Annotated in this window: 26 protein-coding genes; 11 read left to right on the forward strand and 15 right to left on the reverse strand. The window is 41.5% G+C overall.

Annotation, left to right across the window (positions count from 1 at the left end):
• Window positions 1–66 precede the first annotated feature (66 nt).
• From ACZ5AE_RS23910 to ACZ5AE_RS23950, 9 genes are all read left to right on the forward strand, one after another.
• Window positions 67–1,179, forward strand: a complete 1,113-nt coding sequence (locus tag ACZ5AE_RS23910; protein WP_464566993.1) for a methionine biosynthesis PLP-dependent protein — start codon at window positions 67–69, stop codon at window positions 1,177–1,179.
• Complete coding sequence (metC, locus tag ACZ5AE_RS23915; RefSeq protein ID WP_464566994.1) at window positions 1,179–2,342, forward strand: cystathionine beta-lyase; 1,164 nt, start codon at window positions 1,179–1,181, stop codon at window positions 2,340–2,342. The genes ACZ5AE_RS23910 and metC overlap by 1 nt, the downstream gene beginning before the upstream one ends.
• 21 nt (window positions 2,343–2,363) lie before the next feature.
• Entirely contained in the window at window positions 2,364–4,226 is a 1,863-nt protein-coding gene (locus ACZ5AE_RS23920) for a bifunctional homocysteine S-methyltransferase/methylenetetrahydrofolate reductase (RefSeq protein WP_464566995.1), read from the forward strand.
• Entirely contained in the window at window positions 4,204–7,653 is a 3,450-nt protein-coding gene (gene metH, locus ACZ5AE_RS23925; RefSeq protein ID WP_464566996.1) for a methionine synthase, read from the forward strand. The genes ACZ5AE_RS23920 and metH overlap by 23 nt, the downstream gene beginning before the upstream one ends.
• A gap of 138 nt (window positions 7,654–7,791) precedes the next feature.
• On the forward strand, window positions 7,792–8,196 hold the full coding sequence (locus ACZ5AE_RS23930; RefSeq protein WP_464566997.1) for a MarR family winged helix-turn-helix transcriptional regulator: 405 nt from the start codon (window positions 7,792–7,794) through the stop codon (window positions 8,194–8,196).
• Window positions 8,197–8,210: 14 nt separating this feature from the next.
• A complete protein-coding gene (locus tag ACZ5AE_RS23935) occupies window positions 8,211–9,413 on the forward strand; it encodes an MFS transporter (RefSeq protein ID WP_464566998.1) in 1,203 nt (400 codons plus the stop codon).
• A 163-nt stretch (window positions 9,414–9,576) separates the two neighbouring features.
• Complete coding sequence (locus ACZ5AE_RS23940; RefSeq protein ID WP_464566999.1) at window positions 9,577–10,140, forward strand: NAD(P)/FAD-dependent oxidoreductase; 564 nt, start codon at window positions 9,577–9,579, stop codon at window positions 10,138–10,140.
• Between the two features lie 163 nt (window positions 10,141–10,303).
• Window positions 10,304–11,821: an MDR family MFS transporter gene (locus ACZ5AE_RS23945; RefSeq protein ID WP_464567000.1), complete on the forward strand. Its 1,518-nt coding sequence runs from the start codon at window positions 10,304–10,306 to the stop codon at window positions 11,819–11,821.
• A 247-nt stretch (window positions 11,822–12,068) separates the two neighbouring features.
• Complete coding sequence (locus ACZ5AE_RS23950; RefSeq protein ID WP_464567001.1) at window positions 12,069–13,043, forward strand: nuclease-related domain-containing protein; 975 nt, start codon at window positions 12,069–12,071, stop codon at window positions 13,041–13,043.
• Between the two features lie 225 nt (window positions 13,044–13,268).
• On the opposite strand, the gene ACZ5AE_RS23955 is transcribed toward ACZ5AE_RS23950, so the two are convergent.
• From ACZ5AE_RS23955 to ACZ5AE_RS23990, 8 genes are all read right to left on the reverse strand, one after another.
• Window positions 13,269–13,667 carry a cytosolic protein gene (locus ACZ5AE_RS23955; protein ID WP_464567002.1) on the reverse strand — a complete coding sequence of 133 codons (399 nt, stop codon included), beginning with the start codon at window positions 13,665–13,667 and terminating at the stop codon, window positions 13,269–13,271.
• A gap of 58 nt (window positions 13,668–13,725) precedes the next feature.
• Window positions 13,726–13,899: a hypothetical protein gene (locus ACZ5AE_RS23960; protein ID WP_464567003.1), complete on the reverse strand. Its 174-nt coding sequence runs from the start codon at window positions 13,897–13,899 to the stop codon at window positions 13,726–13,728.
• A 299-nt stretch (window positions 13,900–14,198) separates the two neighbouring features.
• Window positions 14,199–14,351: a hypothetical protein gene (locus ACZ5AE_RS23965; RefSeq protein ID WP_464567004.1), complete on the reverse strand. Its 153-nt coding sequence runs from the start codon at window positions 14,349–14,351 to the stop codon at window positions 14,199–14,201.
• A 17-nt stretch (window positions 14,352–14,368) separates the two neighbouring features.
• The gene (locus ACZ5AE_RS23970) at window positions 14,369–15,589 is read right to left on the reverse strand and encodes a helix-turn-helix domain-containing protein (RefSeq protein WP_464567005.1); all 1,221 of its coding nucleotides are present in this window, start codon (window positions 15,587–15,589) and stop codon (window positions 14,369–14,371) included.
• A gap of 210 nt (window positions 15,590–15,799) precedes the next feature.
• Entirely contained in the window at window positions 15,800–16,738 is a 939-nt protein-coding gene (locus ACZ5AE_RS23975; RefSeq protein WP_464567006.1) for a magnesium transporter CorA family protein, read from the reverse strand.
• Between the two features lie 12 nt (window positions 16,739–16,750).
• Window positions 16,751–16,882, reverse strand: a complete 132-nt coding sequence (locus ACZ5AE_RS23980; protein WP_464567007.1) for a hypothetical protein — start codon at window positions 16,880–16,882, stop codon at window positions 16,751–16,753.
• A gap of 130 nt (window positions 16,883–17,012) precedes the next feature.
• Window positions 17,013–17,903: a cation diffusion facilitator family transporter gene (locus tag ACZ5AE_RS23985; RefSeq protein WP_464567008.1), complete on the reverse strand. Its 891-nt coding sequence runs from the start codon at window positions 17,901–17,903 to the stop codon at window positions 17,013–17,015.
• Window positions 17,904–17,937: 34 nt separating this feature from the next.
• On the reverse strand, window positions 17,938–18,075 hold the full coding sequence (locus ACZ5AE_RS23990; protein ID WP_464567009.1) for a hypothetical protein: 138 nt from the start codon (window positions 18,073–18,075) through the stop codon (window positions 17,938–17,940).
• Window positions 18,076–18,214: 139 nt separating this feature from the next.
• Here ACZ5AE_RS23990 and ACZ5AE_RS23995 point away from each other — a divergent pair, with 139 nt between their 5' ends.
• Window positions 18,215–18,421: a DUF4025 domain-containing protein gene (locus ACZ5AE_RS23995; RefSeq protein WP_464567010.1), complete on the forward strand. Its 207-nt coding sequence runs from the start codon at window positions 18,215–18,217 to the stop codon at window positions 18,419–18,421.
• Window positions 18,422–18,483: 62 nt separating this feature from the next.
• Here ACZ5AE_RS23995 and ACZ5AE_RS24000 read toward each other — a convergent pair whose 3' ends face one another.
• Window positions 18,484–19,242, reverse strand: a complete 759-nt coding sequence (locus ACZ5AE_RS24000) for a TraR/DksA C4-type zinc finger protein (protein WP_464567011.1) — start codon at window positions 19,240–19,242, stop codon at window positions 18,484–18,486.
• A gap of 422 nt (window positions 19,243–19,664) precedes the next feature.
• Here ACZ5AE_RS24000 and ACZ5AE_RS24005 point away from each other — a divergent pair, with 422 nt between their 5' ends.
• A complete protein-coding gene (locus ACZ5AE_RS24005) occupies window positions 19,665–21,029 on the forward strand; it encodes an amino acid permease (RefSeq protein WP_464567012.1) in 1,365 nt (454 codons plus the stop codon).
• A 42-nt stretch (window positions 21,030–21,071) separates the two neighbouring features.
• Here ACZ5AE_RS24005 and ACZ5AE_RS24010 read toward each other — a convergent pair whose 3' ends face one another.
• From ACZ5AE_RS24010 to ACZ5AE_RS24035, 6 genes are all read right to left on the reverse strand, one after another.
• Window positions 21,072–21,695 (reverse strand): LysE family transporter, encoded by a 624-nt coding sequence (locus tag ACZ5AE_RS24010; RefSeq protein ID WP_464567013.1) that lies wholly within the window; start codon window positions 21,693–21,695, stop codon window positions 21,072–21,074.
• Window positions 21,696–21,785: 90 nt separating this feature from the next.
• Window positions 21,786–22,805: a glycosyltransferase family 2 protein gene (locus ACZ5AE_RS24015; RefSeq protein WP_464567014.1), complete on the reverse strand. Its 1,020-nt coding sequence runs from the start codon at window positions 22,803–22,805 to the stop codon at window positions 21,786–21,788.
• Window positions 22,806–22,823: 18 nt separating this feature from the next.
• Window positions 22,824–24,497 (reverse strand): DUF6044 family protein, encoded by a 1,674-nt coding sequence (locus ACZ5AE_RS24020; RefSeq protein WP_464567015.1) that lies wholly within the window; start codon window positions 24,495–24,497, stop codon window positions 22,824–22,826.
• Between the two features lie 118 nt (window positions 24,498–24,615).
• Window positions 24,616–24,780, reverse strand: a complete 165-nt coding sequence (locus ACZ5AE_RS24025) for a Spo0E family sporulation regulatory protein-aspartic acid phosphatase (protein ID WP_464567016.1) — start codon at window positions 24,778–24,780, stop codon at window positions 24,616–24,618.
• A 180-nt stretch (window positions 24,781–24,960) separates the two neighbouring features.
• Entirely contained in the window at window positions 24,961–25,368 is a 408-nt protein-coding gene (locus ACZ5AE_RS24030) for a YugN-like family protein (protein ID WP_464567017.1), read from the reverse strand.
• A 211-nt stretch (window positions 25,369–25,579) separates the two neighbouring features.
• Entirely contained in the window at window positions 25,580–26,929 is a 1,350-nt protein-coding gene (locus ACZ5AE_RS24035; protein ID WP_464567018.1) for a glucose-6-phosphate isomerase, read from the reverse strand.
• Between the last annotated feature and the right edge of the window lie 37 nt (window positions 26,930–26,966).

Here is a 26,966-nt window from a genome sequence, read left to right on the forward strand (position 1 = left end):
GTACATGCAAAGGTCTTCTTCTTATAGAAGGCCTTTTTTTAATATTAATGAGGAGTGTAGACAACCATGTATAAAATCGATACGAAACTTGCTCAAATTGGGAACCGCAGTGAAACTACAACAGGAACCGTTAATCCCCCAGTATATTTTTCAACTGCATTCCGGCACGAGGGGATTGGACAGTCAACTGGCTTTGATTATATTCGAACCGGAAATCCGACACGCCAGCTGCTTGAGAAAACTATCGCCGATTTAGAAGGCGGAGATCAAGGCTTTGCCTGCAGCTCTGGAATGGGGGCAATTTTAACAATTCTTTCCTTATTTCAGTCTGGTGATGAATGGCTGGTTAGCGAGGATTTATATGGCGGAACCTACCGTTTATTAGAAAAGGGCTTTCAAAAATGGGGATTGAAAAGTCAATATGTCGACACCTGTAACCCAGAAGAGGTTGAGAAGAACATTACTCCACAGACAAAGGCGATCTTCCTAGAGACACCAACCAATCCGCTTATGCAGGAGGCAGATATTGCAGCCATAGCTAAAATTGCCAAGAATCACGGCGTATTGTTAATTGTGGATAACACCTTCTACACCCCGCTGCTGCAGCAGCCGATTGCACTTGGTGCAGACATTGTCATGCATAGTGCGACGAAATACCTTGGAGGACATAACGATGTGCTCGCAGGGCTTATTGTAGCTAAAGGCAAGGAGCTTTGTGAAGCATTAGCTTTCCATCATAATGGAGCTGGTGCTGTTTTAAGCCCATTCGATTCCTGGCTGTTAATGCGCGGGATGAAAACATTATCACTTCGTATGGAAAGACATGAGAAAAACGCTAAAGCGGTAGTCGAATTTCTATCTAATAGCGATGCGGTAGCCGATGTGCTTTACCCTGGAAGAGGCGGAATGGTTTCGTTCCGTTTAAAAGATGAAACGTGGGTAAATCCGTTCCTGCAAAGCATAAAATTAATTTCATTTGCCGAAAGCCTTGGCGGAACTGAAAGCTTTATCACCTATCCGGCGACCCAGACACACGCCGATATTCCTGAAGAAATCCGGATTGCAAAAGGCGTCTGTAACCGTTTATTGCGTTTTTCAGTAGGAATTGAAGACGCAGAAGATATCATTTTTGACCTAGAGCAAGCTTTTGCAAAATTAGTTGAAGGAGTGAATGTTTGATGGGACACGAGGAATTTAGTTTTGAAACAAAGCTTCTTCATAATCGTCATAAAATGGATGCACAAACAGGAGCGGTCAGTGTTCCAATCCAGCACGCATCCACCTTTCATCAATTTGAAATTGACAGTTTCGGAAAATACGATTACGCCCGCAGTTTAAACCCAACTCGGGAAGCATTAGAAGATATTATTGCAGAACTGGAAGGCGGAGTTCGCGGATTTGCCTTCTCTTCAGGAATGGCTGCCATTTCCACTGCCTTTTTGCTTCTCTCCTCTGGAGATCATGTGATTGTGACAGAGGATGTATACGGCGGGACCTATCGGATGGTTACGCAAGTATTGACACGTTTCGGGATTGAACATACCTTTGTCGATATGACCGACTTTGAACAAGTCAAACAAGCAATTAAGCCAAACACAAAGGCCATTTATGTCGAAACACCATCCAACCCGACGTTGAAGGTGACTGACATCAAAGCCATCAGCGAACTGGCAAAGTCCATTGGCGCCCTGACTTTTGTTGATAATACCTTCCTTACCCCTGCTCTGCAAAGGCCATTAGAGCTTGGTGCGGATATTGTCCTTCACAGTGCCACCAAGTTTCTTTCAGGACACAGCGATGTGGTAGCAGGACTTGCGGTCGTTAAAGACGAGGAATTGGCGAAACAGCTTTATTTTCTTCAAAATTCGTTTGGAGCAGTACTCGGCGTACAGGATGCCTGGCTTGTGATGAGAGGCTTAAAAACTCTTCATGTTCGCCTTGAGCAATCACAGAAAGCCGCATTAGAGATTGCCAAATTCCTAGAAGAGCATCCGCTTATTGAAAAGGTATATTATCCAGGACTTGAAAATCACCCAGAGAAGGAATTACAGGAAGCTCAAGCAAGCGGTGCGGGTGCTGTTCTTTCATTTGAACTGGCTGACGAGGATGCCCTTCGGAATTTTGTGTCAAATGTAAAAATTCCTGTCTTTGCGGTCAGTCTTGGTGCAGTAGAATCAATCTTGTCCTATCCGGCAAAAATGTCTCACGCCGCCATGCCGCAAGCAGAAAGGGAAAAAAGGGGAATTAAAAACAGTCTGCTGCGACTTTCAGTCGGACTTGAAAAACCTGAAGACTTGATTAAGGATTTTTCACAAGCCTTGGAAAAGCTACAGGTGAAATAAGCTCTCTTAAGGAGAATAGCGATGAGTCTTCTAGAAAAATTACAAAGTCAAATTTTAATTGCCGACGGGGCTATGGGAACAATGCTTTATTCCTATGGAAAAGATTCCTGTTTTGAGGAATTGAATCTTTCTCGCCCTGAGCAAATTCAGAATATCCATAAAGCCTATATTGATGCAGGGGCCGATATTATTCAAACGAACACTTATGCGGCCAACTATTTAAAGCTTGGACGGTACGGCCTGGAAGATTCCGTCAAGGATATCAACAGCGCTGCTGTACAGATTGCCAAAAGAGCCGCCGAGAACCGCGCCTACGTGCTCGGTACCTTGGGCGGCAACCGTGGCATCAAGCCCAAATCCATTCCGATCGAGGAAATTAAACGGAGCTTTCGGGAACAGTTGTATTGCCTTCTATTAGAGGGTGTTGACGGCCTTTTACTCGAAACCTTTTATGACTTGGAAGAACTCGAAACCGTTCTTACCATCGCCAGAAAGGAGACACAACTGCCAATTATTGCCCAGGTTTCTCTTGCAGAACCGGGAATATTGCAGGATCGTACTCCAGTAAATGAGGCATTGCAGAGACTTGAAGGGCTAGGCGCGGACATTGTCGGCTTAAACTGCAGACTTGGCCCGCATCATATGCTGGTTGCGCTCGAACAAATCGAACTGCCTAAGCGAGCCTTTCTTTCAGCCTATCCAAACGCCAGTCTCCCTGCTTATACGGATGGAAAGTTCCATTATGATGGTGATGCTGACTACTTCCGCAGGTCAGCGGCTGAATTCCGCAAGCAAGGTGTCCGGCTTTTAGGAGGATGCTGCGGCACTACCCCCGAACATATCAGGGCATTTGCCACAGAATTAAAAAACAGCACCCCGGTAACGGAAAAAGTAGTAGAATTAAAACCAAAGAAAATCATAGTTGAAGATCGTCCTGCAAAGCGAGATTACGCCCCTCTTCAAGAAATTGTGAAGGAACGGCCATCAGTTATCGTTGAATTAGATCCGCCAAGAAAGCTTGATACAAAGAAGTTTTTTGAAGGCGCTAAGGCTTTAAAGGAAGCCGGCATTGATGCGATTACACTAGCAGATAATTCTCTTGCGCAAGTGAGGATTTCCAATGAATCTTTAGGCTATCTAGTAAAAAAAGAACTAGGAATGCGCCCGCTTATCCATATATCCTGTCGGGACCGCAACATTATCGGCCTACAATCCCATTTAATGGGTCTACACACGTTAGGAATGCATGATGTTTTGGCGATCACTGGCGACCCTGCCCGTGTCGGCGACTTTCCAGGGGCTTCTTCCGTTTATGATGTTTCTTCATTTGAACTGATTCAAATGATTAAACAATTAAATGAAGGTTTATCTTTTTCCGGAAAGGACTTGGGCCAGAAAACGGCGTTCAGCATTGCCGGAGCCTTTAACCCGAATGTCCGCTCGGTGGAAAAAGCGGTCAAACGTTTGGAGAAGAAAATTGCGCATGGGGCCGACTATTTTATCTCGCAGCCGGTTTTTTCCGAAGAAAAACTGCTTGAAGTCTATGAACATACGAAACATTTAAAAGCTCCGATCTACATCGGCTTAATGCCGCTTACCAGCAGTAAAAACGCGGAGTTCCTTCATAATGAAGTACCTGGCATTAAAATTGCCGACTCCATTCGGGAACGGATGGCCTCGCTTCATGATGATCCGCTCCAAGCGGCAAAAGAAGGCGTTGAAATTACCAAGGGGCTAATCGATGCAGCCTTAGATTTATTTAATGGAATTTATTTAATCACACCATTTTTACGCTATGAACTTACTGCTGAACTGGCCCTTTATGCCCGACAGCGTGCGTGTGAACTGAGGGGGAACAGCTATGTCGAAACGACCATTTATTGAGCAGTTGAAAAAACGCATTCTTGTCATGGACGGTGCAATGGGAACGATGCTGCAGCAAGCAGGTCTTTCTGCTGATGATTTTGGCGGTGAACAGTACGAGGGCTGTAATGAAAATCTCAATTTAACCGCTCCAGCAGTTATTGCGCGCATTCACCGCGAATATTTAGAGGCCGGAGCAGATATCATCGAGACAAACACCTTTGGTGCTACCAGCATTGTTTTAGATGAGTATGAGCTTGGATATAAAGCTTATGAAATTAATAAAATTGCTGCGATGATTGCAGTGAAGGAAGCTCAGGCAGCTTCCAGCGAGGACTGGCCTCGCTATGTGGCCGGTTCCATGGGACCGACGACAAAAACATTAAGCGTTACCGGCGGAACAACCTTTGATGAACTGGCTGCCTCCTATGAGGAACAGGCGATTGGCTTGATTGACGGAGGAGTTGACCTGCTCCTTCTAGAAACCTCTCAAGATATGCTAAATGTTAAGGCAGGCTATGTCGCCATCGAAAAAGCATTTGAAAAAACCGGGAAAACATTGCCTCTGTTTATTTCTGGAACAATCGAGCCAATGGGAACAACTTTGGCTGGACAAACGATTGATTCTTTTTATATTTCCATTGAGCATATGAATCCAGCGGCTGTTGGGTTGAACTGTGCAACAGGACCAGAATTCATGCAGGACCATATACGCTCGCTCGCCAATCTGTCTGGAACAGCAGTCAGCTGCTATCCAAATGCAGGCCTGCCTGACGAGGAGGGCCACTATCATGAGACACCGGAAACTCTGGCGAAAAAGCTCGCTGATTTTGCCGCTCATGGCTGGCTCAATATTGTCGGCGGCTGCTGCGGTACGACCCCTGATCACATCCGCGCCATTGCGGATGCAATGAAAGATTACAGGCCCAGGGAATACCAGCCATCCTCCCATCATATGGTTTCAGGAATTGAACCGTTCATTTACGATGATCCAACTTTAAGGCCGATCATGGTTGGAGAACGGACCAATGTTATTGGGTCACGCAAATTTAAACGTTTGATAGCTGAAGGTAAATTTGAAGAAGCCGCAGAAATCGCCCGGGCCCAGGTAAAAGGCGGAGCGCACGTCATCGATATCTGTCTTGCTGACCCGGACCGTGAAGAGCTTGTCGATATGGAAAACTTCATCACCGAAGTCGTCAAAAAGGTAAAGGTGCCGCTTGTCATCGACTCAACAGATGAAAAAGTAATTGAAAAGGCGTTGAAGTATTCACAGGGAAAAGCGATTATTAATTCCATCAACCTTGAGGACGGCGAAGAACGTTTCCAAGCGGTAGTTCCATTGATTCATCGCTACGGGGCTGCCGTCGTTGTCGGTACTATTGATGAAACCGGCATGGGTGTTACTGCAGAACGCAAATTGGAAATTGCCCGCCGTTCCCATGATATTTTAGTCAACAAATATAAATTGAAGCCGCAGGACTTAATTTTTGACCCATTAGTGTTTCCTGTAGGTACAGGTGATGAACAATATATTGGATCAGCTAAAGCCACGGTTGATGGCATCCGCCTAATTAAGGAACAGCTTCCCGGTGTTCAAACGATACTCGGCATAAGTAACGTATCCTTTGGGCTGCCTCCTGTCGGCAGGGAAATTTTGAATTCTGTATTCCTCTACCACTGTACTCAGGCTGGCCTGGATTATGCGATTGTCAATACTGAAAAGCTGGAACGCTTCGCTTCCATTTCAAAGGAAGAGGTTCAACTGGCTGAGGATTTATTATTTAAAACAACCGATGAAACATTGGCAATTTTCACTGATTTTTATCGTGATAAGAAGAAGGAAGCAAAAGGCACTACGCTCGATATGAGCCTTGAAGAGCGGCTCGGCTATTATATTATCGAAGGGACAAAGGAAGGACTCTTTCCTGATTTGGAAGAAGCACTCGCCAAGTATCCTGCCCCTCTTGATATTATTAATGGCCCGTTAATGGACGGAATGAAGGAAGTTGGCCGGCTGTTTAATGATAACCAGTTGATTGTTGCCGAGGTTCTCCAAAGTGCTGAAGTCATGAAAGCTTCCGTTTCCTATTTGGAGCCTTTTATGGAAAAAGGCGAAGTGTCTGCTTCAAAAGGAAAAGTCATTTTGGCCACAGTTAAAGGCGATGTCCATGATATCGGGAAAAACCTGGTCGATATTATTCTCAGCAATAATGGCTACGAAGTCATTGATCTTGGGATTAAGGTGGCACCTGCCGAATTGATAAAAGCCATTCGCGAAATCCAGCCAGACATGGTAGGGCTCTCCGGTCTTTTGGTAAAATCCGCCCAGCAAATGGTGTTAACGGCACAAGATATGAAGGAAGCAGGCATCTCCCTCCCTATCCTGGTCGGCGGTGCGGCACTTTCCCGCAAATTTACGGATACGAAAATAGCCAAGGAATACGAAGGACTTGTTCTTTACGCGAAAGATGCGATGAATGGCTTGGCAATCGCCAACCAGCTTCAATCCCAAGAAGAACTTGAAAAATTATTTGCCGAAAAACAGGAAAAGTTGGCCGCCTTAGATGTACCAAGAGAGCTGCCAGTCCGCTCTGCCGCCTCAGTGGCTGTAAAGCAGAGGGCTGCTGTCTCTACTGAGGTTCCCGTTTTTGTTCCAAAAGATACAAAACGGCATGTCCTTAAATCCTATTCCTTGTCACATATTGAGCCGTATATTAATATGCAGATGCTGTTGGGTCACCATCTAGGTGTGAAAGGAAAAATTGCAAAACTGTTAGCCGAGAAGGATGAGAAGGCCTGGAAAGTAAAAGACATGGTTGATAATCTACTTGCGGATGCCAGCGCAAATAGCTGGATTACACCTGCAGCTGTTTATCAATTTTTCCCGGCACAATCTGAGGGAAATAAGGTTCATATTTATGATCCAGAAAATCCTGTAAAGGTGATTGAGACGTTTGATTTTCCTCGTCAGGAATCTGCACCATATTTATGTTTAGCTGATTTCCTAAAACCGGTCGATAGCGGCGTGATGGATTATGTCGGCTTCTTTACGGTAACTGCCGGAAGGGGCATTCGAGAGCAAGCTGATCAGCTTAAGGCGTCTGGCCGCTTCCTTGAAAGCCATGCCCTGCAGTCGCTCGCTCTTGAAAGTGCCGAAGGTCTGGCAGAATTAATTCACCGGCAGATGCGTGACCGCTGGGGCTTCCCGGATCCTCTGGCCTTTACAATGCAGGACCGTTTCGCTGCCCACTATCAGGGCCAGCGTTTCTCCTTTGGTTACCCTGCCTGCCCTGAGCTGGAAGATCAGAAAAAGCTCTTTAAGCTAATCCAGCCGGAGGATATCGGTGTCCAGTTAACAGATGGCTGTATGATGGAGCCTGAAGCTTCTGTTTCTGCCATTGTTTTCGCCCATCCAGAGGCTAGGTATTTTAATGTGTTAAGATAGTCATATGAAGATTCCGCGGAATAATAATCCGCGGAATTTTTTGTTTGGGAAAGTCGACATCTTGTGAACATTTCTTGACATTTTTTAATATATCCATTATAGTTACCTAGGTAATTATTAATTAATTTGGAGTGTATTATGATCAATCACGAATTAATCCATACCCTTCATCAATTATCACGACGTCTAACAAATAAACTGAATGAAGCACTGAAACCAACGGGATTATACGGTTCGCAATGGGCCGTTATTTTTGTTTTAAAAAACAAGGGCTCATTAACGCAAAAAGAGCTCAGTGAATATTTAGCTGTTGAAGCACCTCCCATGACTCGAACGATCCAGCGCATGGTGAAACAGGGCTACGTTAAACAGATTCCCGGTCAGGATCGACGTGAAAAACGTGTTCAACTTACGGATGAGGCGCTTGCCAAATTTCCGGAGTGGGAGAAAATCGTCATCGAATTGAATAAATCATTGCTCCCAAAATCACATAAGGAGGAGCTTTATCAGCTGCAAAAAAGCTGGCTTGACCAGCTTTATTAAAAGGAGTGCATTAAATGTCTAACAAACCAAAATTATGGACGAAGAATTTTATTGGTATTTCTGCAAGTAACTTTTTCTTATTTTTGACCTTTTATATTTTGCTAGTGACCCTTCCAAGCTATGCGTTGAATGAGCTTCACACAAGTGCTTCACAGGCGGGTCTAATGACGACCGTCTTTTTGCTTTCTGCTATTATTTCGCGGCCGCTTGCAGGTAACTGGCTTGAACGTGCCGGTAACAAAAAGGTGCTGCTAACCGCGCTGATTGTTTTTGCTGCAGCGGCTCCTTTTTACCTATTCCCTAAAACAACAGCTGGATTTTTAATCATCCGACTGCTGCACGGTATTGGTTTTGGTATGGCAACAACCGCAGCGGGAGCGATTGTAGCTGACATTATTCCTTTTTCACGGAGAGGTGAAGGAATGGGTTATTTCGTCTTATCAACCAATATGGCCATGGTATTAGGACCATTTGTCGGGTTGATGACAATGCAGCAATGGGGCGCTAAAATCATGTTTATCATTAGCATCGCAGTGGCTATTGGCGCTTTGATTACCGGGCTAAGCGTTAAGCTGCCAAAACAGGAACAAGACGAACAGAAGGTTGCTGCATCCTTCTCGGTCCGTAATCTGTTTGAGTCTTCCGCTGTTCCGATTGCCATTGTCGGCGGCTTCTTGGCAATTGTTTATTCCGCACTGCTTTCTTTTGTCTCCATCTATGCAGCCCAAATTCATTTAGAGCATGTTTCGAGCTTGTTCTTTGTTGTATATGCGGTGGTTCTGCTAATGTCAAGACCATTTACGGGAAAATGGCTGGATTTATATGGTCCAAACGTGATTTCTTATCCATGTCTCATTCTATTTGCAATTGGAATGGTCGTCTTAAGCCAAAGTAATGGGGCGTTTACGTTCCTCCTCTCGGCAGGCCTAATCGGGTTAGGCTGGGGAACACTTTTTCCAACCTTCCAAACGATAGCTATTCAAAATGCAGAACCTCGAAAAAGGGGTCTGGCGACAGCAACTTTTTTATCCATTTACGATACAGGTATCGCATTTGGGTCATTTCTAGTGGGTATAATTGCCGCTAAGATGGAATATAGCTCGATGTATTTCATTTGTGCATTTTATATTTTAATCGGCGTTGTATTATTTTATGTTCTTCATACAAAAAGGAAGACGACTACAAAGGCACAATCTAAAGCACAGGAAATTTCTTAAATTAGTTATACAGTTAATGAACTTAAGAACCATCCAACCTTAAACGGCTTGCTGGTTCTTTTTATTTCGTTTTGCAAAAACTTTGAATTAAGCAGTTCATTTTACTTTTAATTTGTAATTGGCTACCATTATCATTGAAAAATAAAAATTTGGAGGTTTTGATATGTTTGATGTTGTCATCGTTGGTGCAGGCGCTGCTGGCGCTAGTGCTGCTTTATTTACTGCAAAAGCTGGGAAACAAACATTGGTTGTTGATAATGATAAGAGCATGACTAAACGCGCGTGGATTGAAAACCATTATGGTGTTAAAGAAATTACCGGCCCTGAACTTGTAGAAACCGGAAAAGAACAGGCGCGGAAATTCGGCGCGGAAATTGTTCAAGCGACCGTTACAAACATTACTAAAACTGATGCTGGATTTACAGTAGAGACAGATCAAAAAACGTTTGAAGCAAAACATGTAATTATTGCGACTGGTGCCTTGACTGACCTTGCTGAAAAGGCTGGCTTAAATACAAAGCCAGGTACAGAACCAAGAATCAAAACAGTTTTGGATGTAAATGCGGAAGGAAAAACAAACATTGACGGAATTTGGGCTGCCGGTACTGCTGCAGGTGTCAGCGTACATACAATTATTACTGCCGGCGACGGTGCAAAGGTTGCCATTAATGTAATCAGCGAAATCAATGGTGAGCGCTACGTTGACCATGATGTTTTAAAAGCTTAAGTAAAACTCTGGAGTATACTAAGTGATAAGCGTATCCCCTTTTGCAAGGGGATTTTTTTATTAAAATTCAAATTTATTTTCTGTTGACTGTCAGTTAAAATTAATACGTAGGAGGTTTCTTGGCCTATGGCCCATTAGATGAAAATTGAATAAGGAGACTTTTATGATCAAACATGACAGCAATATTAACCTGGTGACAGCCGGTCTTCTTCTGGCCATCTTGATGTCCGCGATGGACAACACGATTGTGGCCACGGCTATGGGGACAATTGTTTCTGACCTAGGCGGGCTCGATAAATTTGTTTGGGTCACCTCTGCCTACATGGTAGCCGTCATGGCGGGCATGCCGATTTTTGGCAAACTGTCGGATATGTATGGGCGGAAACGCTTTTTCCTTTTTGGGTTAACGGTGTTTTTGATTGGTTCGGCACTCTGCGGATTCGCGCAAACCATTGTTCAATTAAGTATTTTTCGAGCCATTCAGGGCATTGGCGGCGGCGCTTTAATGCCGATTGCTTTTACGATTGTCTTTGATATTTTTCCGCCGGAGAAACGCGGAAAGATGACAGGTCTGCTTGGTGCTGTTTTCGGCCTATCAAGCGTGCTTGGTCCGCTTTTGGGTGCTTATATTACGGATTACATTAGCTGGCATTGGATTTTCTATGTAAACATCCCACTTGGACTCGTCTCGATTATTTTAATTGTTCGTTATTATCATGAATCCTTACAGCATTCCAAGCAAAAAATTGATTGGCTTGGCGCGGTTACACTGGTCATTTCGGTTGTCAGCCTTATGTTTGCTTTGGAGTTAGGCGGAAAAGAATATGATTGGAATTCTGTTCCGATTATCAGCCTATTTGTTAGTTTCGTGGTCTTTTTCGTTGCTTTTTTTATAGCGGAATTCAAGGCTGCAGAACCGATTTTACCGTTATGGCTTTTTAAGAGACGGTTGTTTGCTGCCTCGCAGATTCTCGCCTTTTTATATGGCGGCACGTTTATTATTTTAACAGTGTTTATTCCGATTTTTGTGCAGGCGGTTTACGGCGGAACAGCCAAGAATGCTGGCTTGATTTTAACCCCGATGATGCTCGGGTCTGTTGCCGGGAGCTCCATCGGAGGTATTTTTTTAACAAAAACGTCTTATCGGAATTTGATGGTGATTTCGATAATCTCATATGTTGTTGGCATGTACTGCCTAGGTACCATGACCGAGGATACGTCCCGCTTGATGTTGACCATTTTTATGATTCTTGTCGGCTTTGGCGTCGGCTTCTCCTTCTCCCTTCTGCCGACCGCCTCGCTTCATAATCTGGAGCCTCAATATCGGGGCACAGCGAACTCCACAAACTCGTTTTTGCGCTCGTTTGGAATGACGCTGGGGGTAACGATATACGGTACGATTCAAAATAATGTTTTTACAGACCGTTTGAAAGAGGCATTTAAGGGAATGCAAGGTGCAGGCGGCGGTGGTTTTAAAATGGGTGATCCACGGGAAATCTTTGAAGTAAGTGAACGTGCGAAAATTCCTGGGGTTATTTTAGATAAGATCATTCATGCACTGTCGGAATCAATTACCTATACCTTTACACTTACGTTGATCCCAATTGCTTTGGCGGCTGTGACGATTTTCTTTATGGGGAAAGCTCGGGTTGAGGTAAATAAAGAAGGTTCGCGGGGGTAAATTAGAGCACTGGATCCTGATTGGGGTCTGGTGCTTTATTGATTCGCTGATAAAAGTCTAACAATCGCCAATAGGCCTTGTTAATTCGCCAATAGAGCGTAAAAATTCGCCAATAGAAATTTACTTACAATATAAAGGTTTTCACTTTTTAATTGCAGACACAATTATTTAACAATTTTCGATAAAATTCAGCAGGATTCTCCCCTTTTTTAAGAATTTATTTTTCAAAAAGAAAGGAGAGGTTATTTTGCTCATAAAAGACAGGACAATTCCGTTAAAAATTCTTATTTTGTCGGCTATTTTGCGGCGCCTGCCACTAAGTAACGAGAAATATCAAGAAATTTTGGATGAACTTAGGAGGAGGGAAGCCGGATACCAGGGAGAAAAATCACTCGATTTCTACTTTCGAATGCTCCCGAAAGACAAATATATGATACTTTATGATTTAGATCTTCCTGATGATGAATTTAACCTTCAAATTGATACCCTTCTGATTACTTCTGCATACGCCTTAGTTATTTCAGTTAAACATATGGCCGGGAAATTAATAATTGATACTGAAAATGAGCAGTTTACGCAAATCGTTAACGAAAAAGAAAAAGGTTATCCCTATCCGGTGGCTCAAGCAGAAAGGCATAAGAAGTTTATTAAAAAAATACTAGCCGATAATGGTTATCCTCCACTCCCCGTTGAATATGTTATTGTCTTTAGTAATTCATATTGTACTTATGTCGTATCAGGCCCCAATTCCCGCAAAGTAAAGCCCCGTACCTGTAAGGCTGATGTTCTTCTGAACAGAATTGAATTCTTTGAAAAATTGTATCCCGATGCAATCCTCACCGCGAAGGAACTCCGAAAACTTTGCAAACTTCTGGTAAAGCTGAATACACCGCCAACTAAGTATCTATTTAATAAGTTTGGGATTAAAAGGTCGGATCTATTGACCGGAGTTCAGTGCCCGTATTGCGGTTATCTTCCACTAATCCGCAAAAAACAAAAATGGTGGTGCTCTCGCTGCGATAAATATTCAGCAGATGCCCATATGAATGCGTTGATGGATTATTTTTTGCTTTATGATATGAAAATTACTAGTAAAAAATTTCGAGAGTTTACACATTTAGAATCAATTCATACTGCGAAAAGACTGCTTCATTCTGAAAAACTAAATCATACTGGAGAAAACAGGTATAGAATTTATTTTCCTAAATCTTTCCCGTGGTAAGAATTCAATTCGCCAATAGAAGTGTCAGATTCGCCAATAGAATCCTATAATCCGCCAATTGAAATCCATAAATCGCCAATAGACTTGTAAAATTCGCCAATTGAAATATTAACAAAGGAAATTTTCCCTTTTTAAAGGCAAGAATTCATGATTTCCATTAAAAATTTCCCAGTTCAAGTCCAAAAACAGTAAAAAGGACGCTAAAATCCGGCGCCCTTTTACTGTTTAAACTTCCAAATCCCTGCCTTCACCCGCAATATGAAACAGTAAATGCGCTAAATGATGGACCGGGCCGTATGCTTCTTCGTCCTGTTCATCTTGTTCCTCATTCAATTCAAAATCATTCAGGTAGAGGGCCATAAATTCGTAAAAATCTTTAAGCTGGAAGGAGTAGCAGGCAACCGGATCTTCGTTGTCTTCTTCATATTGCAACACCATGTAAGAGAGGTCTCCGTCTTTGTCTGCTCCATCAAAAAAGATAAAAAAGCCTATGTTTGTGTCCAATTCAAATAGATGCCTGGTTCCGCCTTCTGTTGCTTTCTCAAATTCCTCTTGACTTAATTTTTGCACCTGCATTGTATCAACATTGTCTTCTTGATGAAAACTTACCACGAATGATTTCATTAAAATACCTCCTATATCACTGCCAATAATTTAAACACATATGAATAGCATAACCATTTTATTGGTTTTCTTTCGAGTCTTCCTGATAGTGTTCATTTAACAAGGGATTTTCTGTTGTGGCAAAATTCACAGATAATAAGCTCATTTCCGGATCTAATCCGTAAAGCCCTTTAACAGATTTATCATCTGCCTTCCCGCTTTGAAACTGCGGCTCTTTTTTCTTATCGGTCATAAGAAGCACCTCATCCATAAATTTATTATGGCTCTTTTCGTAAAGTTTGTTGTTTTTGGGAATAACACTGTCCGTTCCTTTCCGCTACAGGTGCTTGCTTTCCGCGGGGAGGAAGTCGAGCCTCCTCGACGCTCCGTCTGCGGGGTCTCGACCTTTCCTCTATTTCCCGCAGGAGTCAAGCGCCTTTCGCTCCAATCCACTCGGTGTTTTCAATATAGTTAAAAGCAACAATCTCTGAGAAAAGAGCCTTTATTACTTATTATGCACAAAAAAAACCCCTGAATAATCAGGGATTTTCATCAACCAACTGGTGGTTGGATCGGCGGTGGTGAAGACATGTAAGTAGAAATTGCCACTTCGTTAGTTGCCTTTTCTACCTTCCCGCTGTCTGCAAATGTGACCAGACCCAGCATTGAAATGGAAAGAATAACTCCAATAATAAACTTCTTCATAAATCTGCCCCCTCTTTTTATGTTATTTTATTTAAATAATTGACTGCTTCCAAGGCCATACCTTTTTCTGAGTAATAATCAGCTAGCAGCTTATAATAATGAGTAAGGTCCTCATGGGATTCATTTTCCTCTTCTAAAAAGGGTATTACTTTGGATTCCAAGTATTTATAGCCCTTTGCCGGAGAAGTCATAAGCAACAGATAATATTCGCTTAAAAGTCTAAATTTCTTTACTCCCAGATCCTTTGCCAGAGAATTTACTTCTTGAAAGCATTCCATCGATTTTTCCTTTGCCCCTAAAAAGTAATTAATTTCTCCGATGGAATACAAAGTAACAAGATAATGCTGATTAATATTTGGCTGCAGTTCCAAACTTCTTTCATAATAGAACAGCGCCTCATTTTGATGTTTCATTTTAAATTGCAGATGCCCCATATTGTGGTAAATCTGCGGAAGTAACTGTTTTTCCTTTAGTAATTCGGCATTCCGAATAATATGCTGAAAACATTCTTCAGCTTCTTCATATATATTTGAGTTGGTATAGTTGATCCCTAACAGCATAAGCGTATGAAGAATCCGGATAAAGTTATGCTGGTTCATGAACATTTGCAGTGCCAGCTTACCAAAATGAATAGCATGGCCAGATTGCTCAAGCGAACTTTTTGCCAATGCTCTATGGTAAAGGTACTCTCCACTAGCAGCCTCGTGTTCATTATCGATATTCAAGGTGTCAAAAATATCATCTGCATTTTTAAACTGACCCTTTAGTATTAAAAATACCGCATTATAGTAACGAAATAAATAATCTTCATGTTGGGAAAAATTCTTTTTTTGTTTATATAATAAATCTTTTTGATACTCAGCTTCGTCTATTTGCCCTTTAAATAGTAGATACCTATACTTATATAACTCCCAAATATAGATATACTTTGAAAAAGGAATTAAATGTTCTATCAATTTTAGTTTCTGATAGGTTTCTTCAATTTCTTCTTTTAAATAAAAATTAATCTTGTTGCTAAAGTCCCGTATAAGTGCTTTAATTTTTTCCTCATTTTCCTCCATCTCTTCTATGCTTATATTCAGCCGTTCAAGCAGCAGGGCGATGGTCTCCTCGTTTGCTTCTTTAGAGTTGTTCTCAATTTTACTTAAATGGGGAACCGAGCATATCCCTTTAGCAAGCTCTGCCTGGGTTATTCCTCTCTGGGTACGAAAGTATTTGATTAGTGCTCCAAATTCCATTATGTCACCAGCTTGCCTCTCTTTTTTACACTATTTTACATCAATAATTTTCATTCTGAAATACGTTTTTTCAGACTATTTTTAAAAATAAGCGGAGGTCGGTTCAAATGATATAAAATTATTGAAGCTTAAGAACCGTCCTCATGCATCAGTCAAGCTATTTCATGTTGGGAAAATTTTTAAAACCGCCCCAAAGGGACGGTTTTTTATTTAAAAATATTTCTTTTTCCAAAATATATAAGCCGTTAAACAGGCTAAACAAGCCGAGAGGATTAATGGAATAGCAAATGCATAGTTGTTTTTCTCAAATGGAAGCTCTACGTTCATTCCGTAAAAACTCGCCACCATCGTCGGCAGTGCGAGAATAATAGTGATGGAAGTTAGGAATTTCATAACGATGTTCAGGTTATTTGAAATAATCGAAGCAAATGCATTCATCATTCCGGTTAAAATAGAATGATAGGTTTCCGCCATCTCGATCGCCTGTGTTTTTTCAATAATTACGTCTTCTAATAAATCCTTATCTTCCTCATACATTTTCAAATAATTAAAGCGTAAAATTTTATCCATAACGACCTTGTTTGACTTTAGAGAAGTAGTGAAGTAAACCAAGCTTTTTTCCAGCGCAAGAAATGCGTAAAGCTCTTTATTTTTCAAGGATTGATGCACAACCCGTTCAATTTCATTGGTTTTCTTATTGATTTGCTTTAAATATCGAAGATAATAAGATGAAATGACAAATAATATCTGCAGGGCAAAACGTGTTTTTTTGAAGGTGTAAAATTCCTTTACCCTGTTTTTACGGAATTCATCAATTATTGGAGAGTCCTTCAAAGAAACGGTAATAATATTTTCATCGGTCAAGATAATGCCGATTGGGATTGTCTCGTAAACAGCAAGGCCAGTTTCGTCATGAACAATATAAGGAAAGTCCACGATAATATAGATTCTGCCATCATCACGCTCAATCCTTGGGCGCTCTTCATCATCCAACGCATCTTTGATAATGTCAATGTCGACCTGTGCGTCATTTGAAACTTTGGCTATTTCTTCTGCTGTCGGGGCGTACATATTTACCCAGCAGCCCTTTGAAATGGTATCCACCTTTTCTAACATTCTTGTCTCAGTGCTATTAAAAATTTCCAACATGCCAAAACCTCCTCACTTTCGTTTTTGAGGAAGCCAACCGCCTTTTTTTAGAGTTGATATTCTTGCAGCAGCCAATTTCATCAATTCAAAAAACACATTGACTTCCCCGCTCCTTTCAGGGTCAGGGTCTATGGAATAACTCAAAAATATCAACTCCTTTACTGTAGTGTTATTTTATTTTTTAAGGGTACCGCAAGATGCAGCACCCTATACCAATCCTATCATAAACCCAAATATCCGAAAGTACAAATCAGTTTTTTTTGGTAAATTATTTTTAATCCGGAAAATAAGGGTTTAAATGAATAAGTACTTCTTCGATATTGTCATGCCGTTCCATTAGCTTTTCTTTTATGGATCTAGCAAGGTCATGCCCTTCCTTAATGGTCTTAAAATGGTCAATGGAAATCCGTAAATCAACCAAAATGTAATGCCCGAGTTCTCTAGCCCTAATGCGGTCTATCCGCCTTACATCGGAAAATTCATTAATAATAGCAATATATTCTTGAATGGTTTCATTGTTAATATTCCGCTCCAGTAAAATATCGAATGCTTCGGTTAACATTTCTTTTGCAATTTTAAAAATGAGATAGGCGACAAAAATACTTGCTACCTTATCACCGTACTGCAGGAGGTGAACCGAAAAGCGTTCTCCAATAATGGACAGCAGAACACCAATGGCAGCCGCAAGCGAAGCAACAATATCAGCTTTGTGATCAAACGCAATCGCTTCAATCGCTTTTGAGTTATTTTGTTTGGCCACGTTCATGGAACTTCTATATAAAACCACTTTTGCAACGTAAGAAAATACCGCCACCCACATCGCCAAAAGGCTTGGTGATTCGATTTCCCGGAAGAAACTTGTAATCCCTTCGTATACAACATAAATGGACACAAGGAACAATAAAATACCAACAATTCCTGAAACAATAACCTCTGCCTTCCCATGTCCATATGGGTGCTCCTCATCGGCAGGTTTATTGGCAATTTTGATGACAAGCAGAACAATAATGGATGCAAAAACATCGGCAGCAGAATGGATCCCATCGGCAAATACAGCATCACTATGGCCATACAAGCCTATTATCATTTTTCCTAAAGTAAGGATAATATTACTTATGACACTTATCCAGGCAATCTTTTTTGCCAAAGCTTCTCTTGATCCCATAACAACCCCCTAATACTCTCCCTAGCTGCTCCCTCTACTCTTCATGCCCGTCTTTTTCATCTTTAATCATTTCGATTTCTTCGATTACCGAGATTCTATTAATTTCATCATGCAAAAAGTGAAATGCCTGATCTAATTGTTCCTGCGATGGAAATTCATTTCTCTTCTTCATATATAGTGCCCCTTCCATGGATTTATTTTATAGGAGTAAGACTAAAATAAAAAGAAACAATACAGATGTAACATGAAAAGCGGAAGCGCCTAGACCCGACGCGGCAGCTAGACAATTATAACAAAAAGGAGAGAGATACATGGTGAAAAAAGACCCAAAAAAAGGAACTGAAGTAGCGGGCAGCTTCTTTCATGCCAGTTATTATCAAAATAGCGACCAACTTTCCTCTGGTTTTGCCACGACGCATGAACAGGTTAGCGATGTCTATGCCGAAGGTGAAATCGGTGCCGTCATTGAAAATGAGGACGGTGCAGACATTCCCCTGAATAACAATAAATCAGAGTAAAAATCAGAGAAAACAGCTCTCGTTTGAAAGCTGTTTTCTTTTTTTAAGAATCAGTTCCTTTGCTATCTATCGTCTCGTTCCACGTATGGGTCATGTTCATAAGCGGGCAAATCACCGAAGCTTGTCATAATGCCTTCTTCATCAAGTGCTTCCTCATATTTTTCATGCTGTGGAGTCGGATAAACGGTGATGTTATTTCCATAAAGATCATTGCCGACAAAATTTTCATAGTCCTCGACGTAGCCAATATTTTCATCTGCCTCAACGTATACGTCTTGGTAATCGTCCTGCGGAAAGGCTAAATCGGATGGAGTGTCCGACGTTCCCCATTGTGCGACAGTCTGCCAAGAGTCCTCTGCATCAAAGGCGACATTCTCATCCTTTTCATCCATATCAAACTTGCCGAATGGCGGCATTAGGACACCTTCTTCGACAGGACGTTTATGGGAAGTCACTTGATCTGGGCTATGCTCAATGCAGTACGTAGTGTTCGGCAAGGCTTCCAAACGCTCAAGTGGAATCTCTTTGCCGCATACCGCACATTTCCCATATGTCCCATTTTCCATCGCCTCTAAAGCCTGGTTAACATTGGAGAGCTCTAATTTATAGTGTTCCAGTAAGGCATTATCTTTTTCCCGTTCATATAACTCCGTTGCCTCATCGGCAGGATGATTGTCGTAGGAGGATAATTCCCCCATTGATTCATGAGCATGTCCTCTTTCAAAACCCAAGTGGTCATTTTGCTCCAAATGTGCCTCCAGCTCACTTTTTTCCTCTAATAATTGCAAGCGCAAACCAGCCAGCTTTTCTGTCGATAACATCTAAATCTACCCCTTTCATTAGAAAAGCGTCATAAAAAATCTATATCATGCCTGATGTGTTCAATTTGTCTAGTTCCTCTTTAGTTTCATTTGTTTCACGGCGGTTTATGTAATAAAAATTAAATTCCATCAAAAAACAAACTGAACATCGTTTGAATATTGAATAAGAAACAGTCAGGAGTATATCTTAAGAAATATATTTGAGCATTAGAAAAGAGGGATTAATTTGGTAAATGAAAACTTTGATAAATTTAAAAAGGCACAAGAAAAACACCAGGGAGAGTATTTAGGGTCGGATCGAAGACAAATGCCCGGCCTAAATGGTGAAGACTATAATAACCAAAGCAATACTGACAAGTCACCAGGCGCCACCGGACGTAACGTATAGCTGGGGCAAAGACTAGTATAAAAGGAGATATTCTATGGGTAAGTCAACGTCTGGCGCAAAGGAAACTACTTTACGCTGGTGGCAGCTTTCCTTGTTTGGAATTGGCTGTACAATCGGTACAGGTTTTTTCCTGGGCTCGAGCTTGGCAATTAAAATGGCAGGACCGTCCATTTTAATTGCCTATCTAATCGCTGCACTTGGCACCTATTTTGTATTTGATGCTCTATCAAAAATGACCGCAAAAGAACCGCTCGAGGGCGGTTTCCGGTCTTATGCAAAAAAGGCATACGGCAGATGGGCAGGGTTTAGCAGCGGCTGGGTTTATTGGTGTTCAGAAGTTTTGATTATGGGAAGCCAAATGACAGCACTGTCAATTTTTTCACGTTTCTGGTTCCCAAACGTTCCCCTATGGGTATTTGCAGCAGTTTACGCTGTCCTTGGATTGGCCGTCATTCTTATTGGTGTGGGAATTTTAAATAAGCTGGAAAATGTTCTTGCCGTCTTAAAGGTAGCAGCCCTTTTGATGTTTATCATTATTGCCCTGTTGGCTTTATTTGGCGTGATTGATGGCGACCGCCCGATTCAGTATCCTAACAGTAAAAAGGATTTCTTTCCGGGTGGAATGAAAGGACTGTGGTCTGCTGTTATTTTTGCCTATTATGCCTTTGGCGGTATTGAAATTCTGGGTTTGATGGCAACTAAATTAAAAGACCCTAAGGAAGCTCCAAAGGCCGGCAGAGTTATGCTCTTTTCCCTGATGTTCATCTACGCTCTTTCAATCGGGATTGCTGTCACTATGGTCAATTGGCATCAATTTAATGCCAAGGAAAGCCCGTTTGTTATTGCATTAGATGCTTATAACCTGTCGTTTGTGCCGCATATCTTTAACGGTGCATTAATAGTTGCCGGCTTTTCCACTATGGTTGCTTCACTTTTTGGAGTAACCAGTGTTTTAGTTACCCTTGCAAAAGAAGGGGATGCTCCGGCAAGCTTTGCAAAGGAAGGAAAGCTAAAGATTCCGCTGCCTACACTAATTCTTACGATAATCGGCATTACTGTATCTGTCGTGTCAGCATTACTGATGCCAAATCGAATTTATGAATATATAACGACTGCGGCAGGATTAATGCTGCTTTATAATTGGATGTTTATTCTTGTTTCTCCAAGAAAAATTCTTAAAATAACTGCTAAAGATAAAATAAAATATTATCTTGGAATTCTGTTGATTTTAATTGCGGTAACCGGCACCTTATTCCATGCTTCCAGCAGGCCTGGTTTCTTCATCAGCATAGCGTTTGTGGGAGTGATTGGTGCGATTACTTTAATCATGAAGGTCAAATGGAAAAAAAGCGAGAAGAACAAAAAGAAGACCATCCTTAAACCGTGGCCGACAGCGTAATCCATCAAAAGGGCGGCAAAATGCCGCCTTTTTCCTACAGTATTAAAATAATATACTTATGGCCTGAAAACCAAAATACATGCCGAATGCTATTAAAGAAAGACCTGAAAGTATCGATATTAACACGAGAAGCCTTGAGGTTAAAAAATTTCGAAAGCTGCTGGCCACACTCGCCATCATGATGTCCCAAATCAACAGCCCAATAAAAATGGCGCTGCTATACAATATCAGTCTCCCCGCATCATAAGAAGCGGCTGTTTTCGCAAGAACTGAGCCGTAAATTCCCAACCAAAATAAGATTGTTAAAGGATTGGAGATTGACATAAAAAAACCCGTAAGAAAGGATTTTACTAGCGGCTCCTTTCCACGATAATGATTCAAATGAATTTTCCCTGCATTAAGGATCGTTTCCACTCCCGTATAAATCAGCACAAAAAAGCCGAAAAGCCACAGAAAAGTCTGCATAAACTCAGTATCGAGGAACTTTACTACGCCTATGTAAACCACCAGCATATACACGCCATCGGCAACAACCGCACCTACTCCAATCAGCCATGCGTGCATAAAACCATTGCGGATTCCCCTGTCAATTTGCGCTGCATTGATTGGACCAATGGGAGCAGCCAGTGATAAACCTAGTAAAATATAACTTAAAAACACATTCATTTGCTCTTCTCCCCCCATTAAAGCCTGTCTATCCATATGTATTCATGGGAGGGAGGTTGTACGACAAAAAAAGAGGAGCATGCCCTCCTCTTATTTTAGGTTTACAGGATATAGTTCTTCATCAGTGGTGGTGGTCAGCAAATGGCGCCGGGGAATCGGCAGATTTAACGTATCAATATCAACAATGTATTTAGGGCGCTGTTTTGTTTCCTTATAAATTTTTCCGATATATTCCCCGATTAAACCAATCGCTATTAACTGCAGTCCGCCAATTAACCAGATAGAGGTAATCAGCGATGTCCAGCCTGTTTCGGTATTGCCTAAAAATTTTAGGGTTAGGAAATAGCTGCCAAAGAATAAACTCATTAGAAAAGAAACAAAACCAATTACTAACACAAAGCGGATTGGCGAAATAGAAAAAGAGGTAATCCCATCAAAGGCAAATGCCAGCATTTTTTTTAACGGATATTTAGTCTCTCCTGCCTGTCTTTCGAGCCTGTCATAATACACCACATCGGTCCGAAACCCGAGAAGAGGTACGATTCCTCTAAGGAATAAATTCACCTCTTTAAAACGCTCCAGTTCGTGCAGGGCCCGTTTACTCATCAGTCTGAAATCGGCATGGTTATAAACAAGATCAACACCTAATTTTCTCATCATTTTATAAAAGCCTTGGGCAGTACTCCGTTTAAAAAATGTATCCGTTTCACGGCCTTTTCGTACACCGTAAACGATCTCACAGCCTTCATTGAATTTTAAAATAAACTCGCGGATGGCCCGAATATCATCCTGAAGGTCCGCATCAATCGAAATAACACAATCAGATAAGTCTTTTGCCGCATGAAGACCTGCCATAAGTGCATTTTGGTGTCCGACATTGCGAGCCAATTTTAAGCCGCGGACATACTTATTTCGCAGCCCCTCTTTATAGATCAGTTCCCATGTTCGATCCTTACTTCCGTCATCTACAAACAAAAGCTTGCTTTGCTTTGAAACAAGCGAATCGGCAATCAGCTCCTCAAGCTGCTGCTGAAGCTTCACCATCGTTTCCGGCAAAACCTCCTCCTCGTTATAGCACGGTACAACAATAGTAAGGATTGGTTCCATCATCTGCTAATACCCCCGATGTTAAAATGTCTTATACAAGTAAATTTTCCAGGCAGACGTTTTGGTGACAAACACCTTTTCAAGTGTCAGCTGATTTTTAGCAGCATTATCGATCGGGATAGCTGAAAAAATATACCGCCCGCCCATTTCCTTAAAAACAGCCGTGTTTAATTCCAAGTTTTTGAGATGCCGCTTGGAATCCTTTTTTATCATATATCTCTTTCCAAGCTGCGCCGTATAAAGATAGCAGCGCCCGCCCCATTGGTCGAAATACTTTTGAATGGTTTTATTTTTGGCCAATTCTTTTTCAATTATTTTCCTAAATTGATGTTTGTAGCTTAATGGATAAAAATTATTATAGGTATCAAGTGTATAAAACCCGTTAAACTGTGCGATTGCTGGGTGGATTCCAATACTTGCAACCCGATAGTTCTCCTGTGGCAGCGCAATATAATCTTTAATTTCTGCGAATAAATCCTCGGCATAAAACTGCTTCACTGTCGGTTTGTCACGATAAATGATTTCATCATTGAATAGTCCCAGCACCAAAAGCTGCATGATCGCCAAACACAGGGCTGTTTTCGCCCAATTAATTCCCTGCAGGGTGATGATTTTAAGGGCTAATGCAAAGCTTGCATAGATTACTATTGGCCGTAAAAAATGATAACGGGCAAAATTAAAGGTATCCATAAAGTGGAATTTTTTCGTCAAAGGCTGCCAGCCCTCATAAAACCAGAACGCATACCATAGCGACAAGAGGAAATTTAGGGCAAATAATAAAACAAAGATTCTTTCCTGCCTCCAAAGCTTTTTCGATACAATAAAATAAAAAGCGATAAAGGTAGCCGGCAGGATGATAAAAGTATGAACGGTCATTACATGGGTGTGCCCCAGTAGATAATTTTTAAAGGTGAGCCGGACAGCACGCCAAAAGGGCAGGTACGCATGGAAATATTCGTCGCGGCTGTTCGGTTCGCCTTTAAATAAAAAAGAATAGACTAAACGATACTCAACAAGGGCAAACACAAAAGTCATATAAACAATTGCAACCAAGAAGCGAAGGTTCCAGTCCTTTTTACGAAGACAATCTACCAGCCAAAAAACCCCCATCGCACTTAGAAAAAAGAAAAATCCCAAAACGATGCTTGCGTAAAAAGGCAAAAAGGTTAACACCGCATAATCCTTTAACGAGCCTTCACCTTTGCGGATATTTAAAAACGCCCACAGAGCAAGAGGCATCCCTAATGTACTCAACATTCCCGATGGCCAAAAAGGCGTCATCGCAAAAGCCAAGGCTGCGCTAATATTTAGCAGGAGCCAGCGTCCATCTGGAAGAAAATGCTTTTTTAACAATATGTACATCCCTAAAAATGCGGTAACTCTTGTTAATGTCTGACTCAATGCATAGGCTGTCATCGTTGGCAGCAATGAATGAAGCCAAACAATGACACTGTACTCGGTTCCAAAGGCATTCCTTGAAAGGAGCCCATTAATAATTTGCGGAATCGCCCCCTCAACACCGCCGAATATTTCGCCGCTCCTTGCCAAGACCTTATACCAAGCGATGTTGGAGTCCAAATTATCGTGGACCCGAATATGGGCATTTTCCTGCAGGATAAATAACGGAGAAAGATAGACTGCTAAAACAAGCAAGGCAAAGATGATATATCTTCGCTCTTTTTTTGTTTCCATCATCACTTTTTACACCTCAAAAACAATGGTTGTTTTCAATTTTCCCTTTTAAACTTTGCAATTTGGCAGGAAATTATTCCATAAAAAAAAGCCCCCCGCAAATGGAAAGCTTTTTCTTGTATTAATGTTTTATACTTTTCCTGTCATATGTATTTAAAAGTTGGTCGAGTTGCTGACTGCAGCGGACTACATTTGGATTGGAGTACCCATAAAGATGTGCCAATTCAATCATTTCTTGTCTCGTTTTTTCAATAATGGATAACAAAGAACTCTCTCTCATCATCATGCTCCAACCCTCAATTTCATAATATAGCACTAGTATTAAACATAATTTACAAGTTTTCCTAGATATATACAAGTACCAAAATGCCAAAGAAAGGTGCATTTTGTGAAACTTTTGTGAACTCGAATTATTGCTGCTAAGGAGAGAGGCCACTCTGCTCCTCTTCTCCTCATTAGCAATAACCTAATCTGTTAGCAATACGGATTCCAGTTCCGCTACAAGAGATTGCCCCGCATTCAAGGCATTATCCGAAAGACTGGCATCTTTATCGGTCGGCTCTTGGAACTGATTAAAAGAACCGGAAAATGTACCAGAGGTTCCTTGTTCATCAATTCCTCCCTCATATTGATGAGAAAGCAGAAACGGTCTTCCAAGTTCAACTGTGCAGCCATTTCTATCGAGGTTGCCATCAACCGCTGTAAACGGCAGTCTTAAAAATTGATAGCCATCTTGATCATCTATTTTGTAATCAAAGGAACCATGGTCATAGTCCCAATTCCCGCCAATAGAATAGCCAATAGGTTTTAATTTTTGCTCAAGCTTATACAAATCAAACTGTTTTCCTTCAACCTTAGACGGTAATTCCTTCAAAACATATCACCCCTTTTAAACATTAAGCTTAGTATTCCCTTTGTAAATGAATTCAATAAATGAAAACTCGCCGATTGGCAAGTCCGTCAGGACGGTTCATGAGGCGTAGTTGAATTTATGCGTTAAGAAATAATAAAATTTGGAAAAATTTTATTATTCCTTATTAGCTAAAAAAGAGTGCCGAATTTTATTCAGCACTCTTTACTGCAAATTATTTTAAACGTTTTTCCAACTCTGCCTTTTTCTCCTCAAATCCAGGTTTGCCTAAAAGCGCAAACATGTTCACTTTATAGGCCTCTACACCAGGCTGATCAAATGGGTTGACGCCAAGCAGGTAACCGCTCATGGCACATGCCTTTTCAAAGAAATAGACAAGATAGCCGAATGTATACTCATCCATTGCCGGAATTGACACAATTAAATTCGGAACACCTCCATCAGTATGGGCCAGCATTGTTCCTTCAAATGCCTTGTTATTGACGAAATCAACAGTTTGTCCTGCTAAATAATTAAGGCCGTCAAGGTCGTTGTCAAATTTCTCAATGGTCAGCTCATGACGGGGATTTTCTACCTTGACGATGGTTTCAAATAGGTCCCGGCGCCCTTCCTGCACATATTGACCAAGGGAATGAAGATCCGTGGAAAAATTTGCTGATGAAGGATAGATCCCCTTTTGATCTTTCCCTTCACTCTCACCGAACAGCTGCTTCCACCATTCAGAGAAATATTGCAGCCCTGGCTCATAATTGATCAGCATTTCGATTGTTTTGCCTTTGTTATAGAGAATGTTCCTGACGGCTGCGTATTGATACGCTTGGTTATCCTCAAGCTCTGAATGGCTATAGTCCTCTTCGGCTTTCGCAGCACCCTCCATCATTTTCACTATATCCGCTCCGCTTGCAGCGATTGGCAATAAGCCGACAGCTGTTAACACCGAATAGCGGCCGCCGACATCATCAGGTATGACAAAGGTTTCATACCCTTCCTCGTTCGACAGTGTTTTTAAGGCTCCTTTGGCTTTATCGGTTGTTGCATAAATTCGTTTGCGGGCTTCATCCACACCGTATTTTTCTTCGAGCAATTTGCGGAAAATACGAAAAGCAATTGCCGGTTCGGTGGTTGTTCCAGATTTGGAGATCACGTTAATTGAGAAATCCTTATTTTCTAGAAGGTCCATAAGATCCCGCATATAAGAAGAACTGATATTATTGCCGGTAAAAATAATTTGCGGGGTTTTCCGTTTATCTTTTGGCAGGGCATTGTAGAAGCTATGCTGGAGCATTTCAACTGCAGCTCTTGCTCCTAAATAAGATCCGCCAATTCCGATAACAAGCAGAACGTCAGAATCTGATTTGATTTTTTCGGCTGCGTTTTGGATCCGGGCAAATTCCTCTTTGTCATAGTTTGTTGGCAGGTCAATCCACCCTAAAAAGTCACTGCCCGCCCCGGTTTTTTCATGAAGGGAATGGTGGGCCACTTTAACCGCATCCCTTAAGTATGTAAGTTCATGTTCTCCAAAAAAGGAGAGAGCTTTTGAGTAATCAAAACGAACATGTGTCATGCATGATCCTCCATTATTATATATTTCATTAATCACT

This window comes from Neobacillus sp. S1227 (assembly GCF_055385255.1).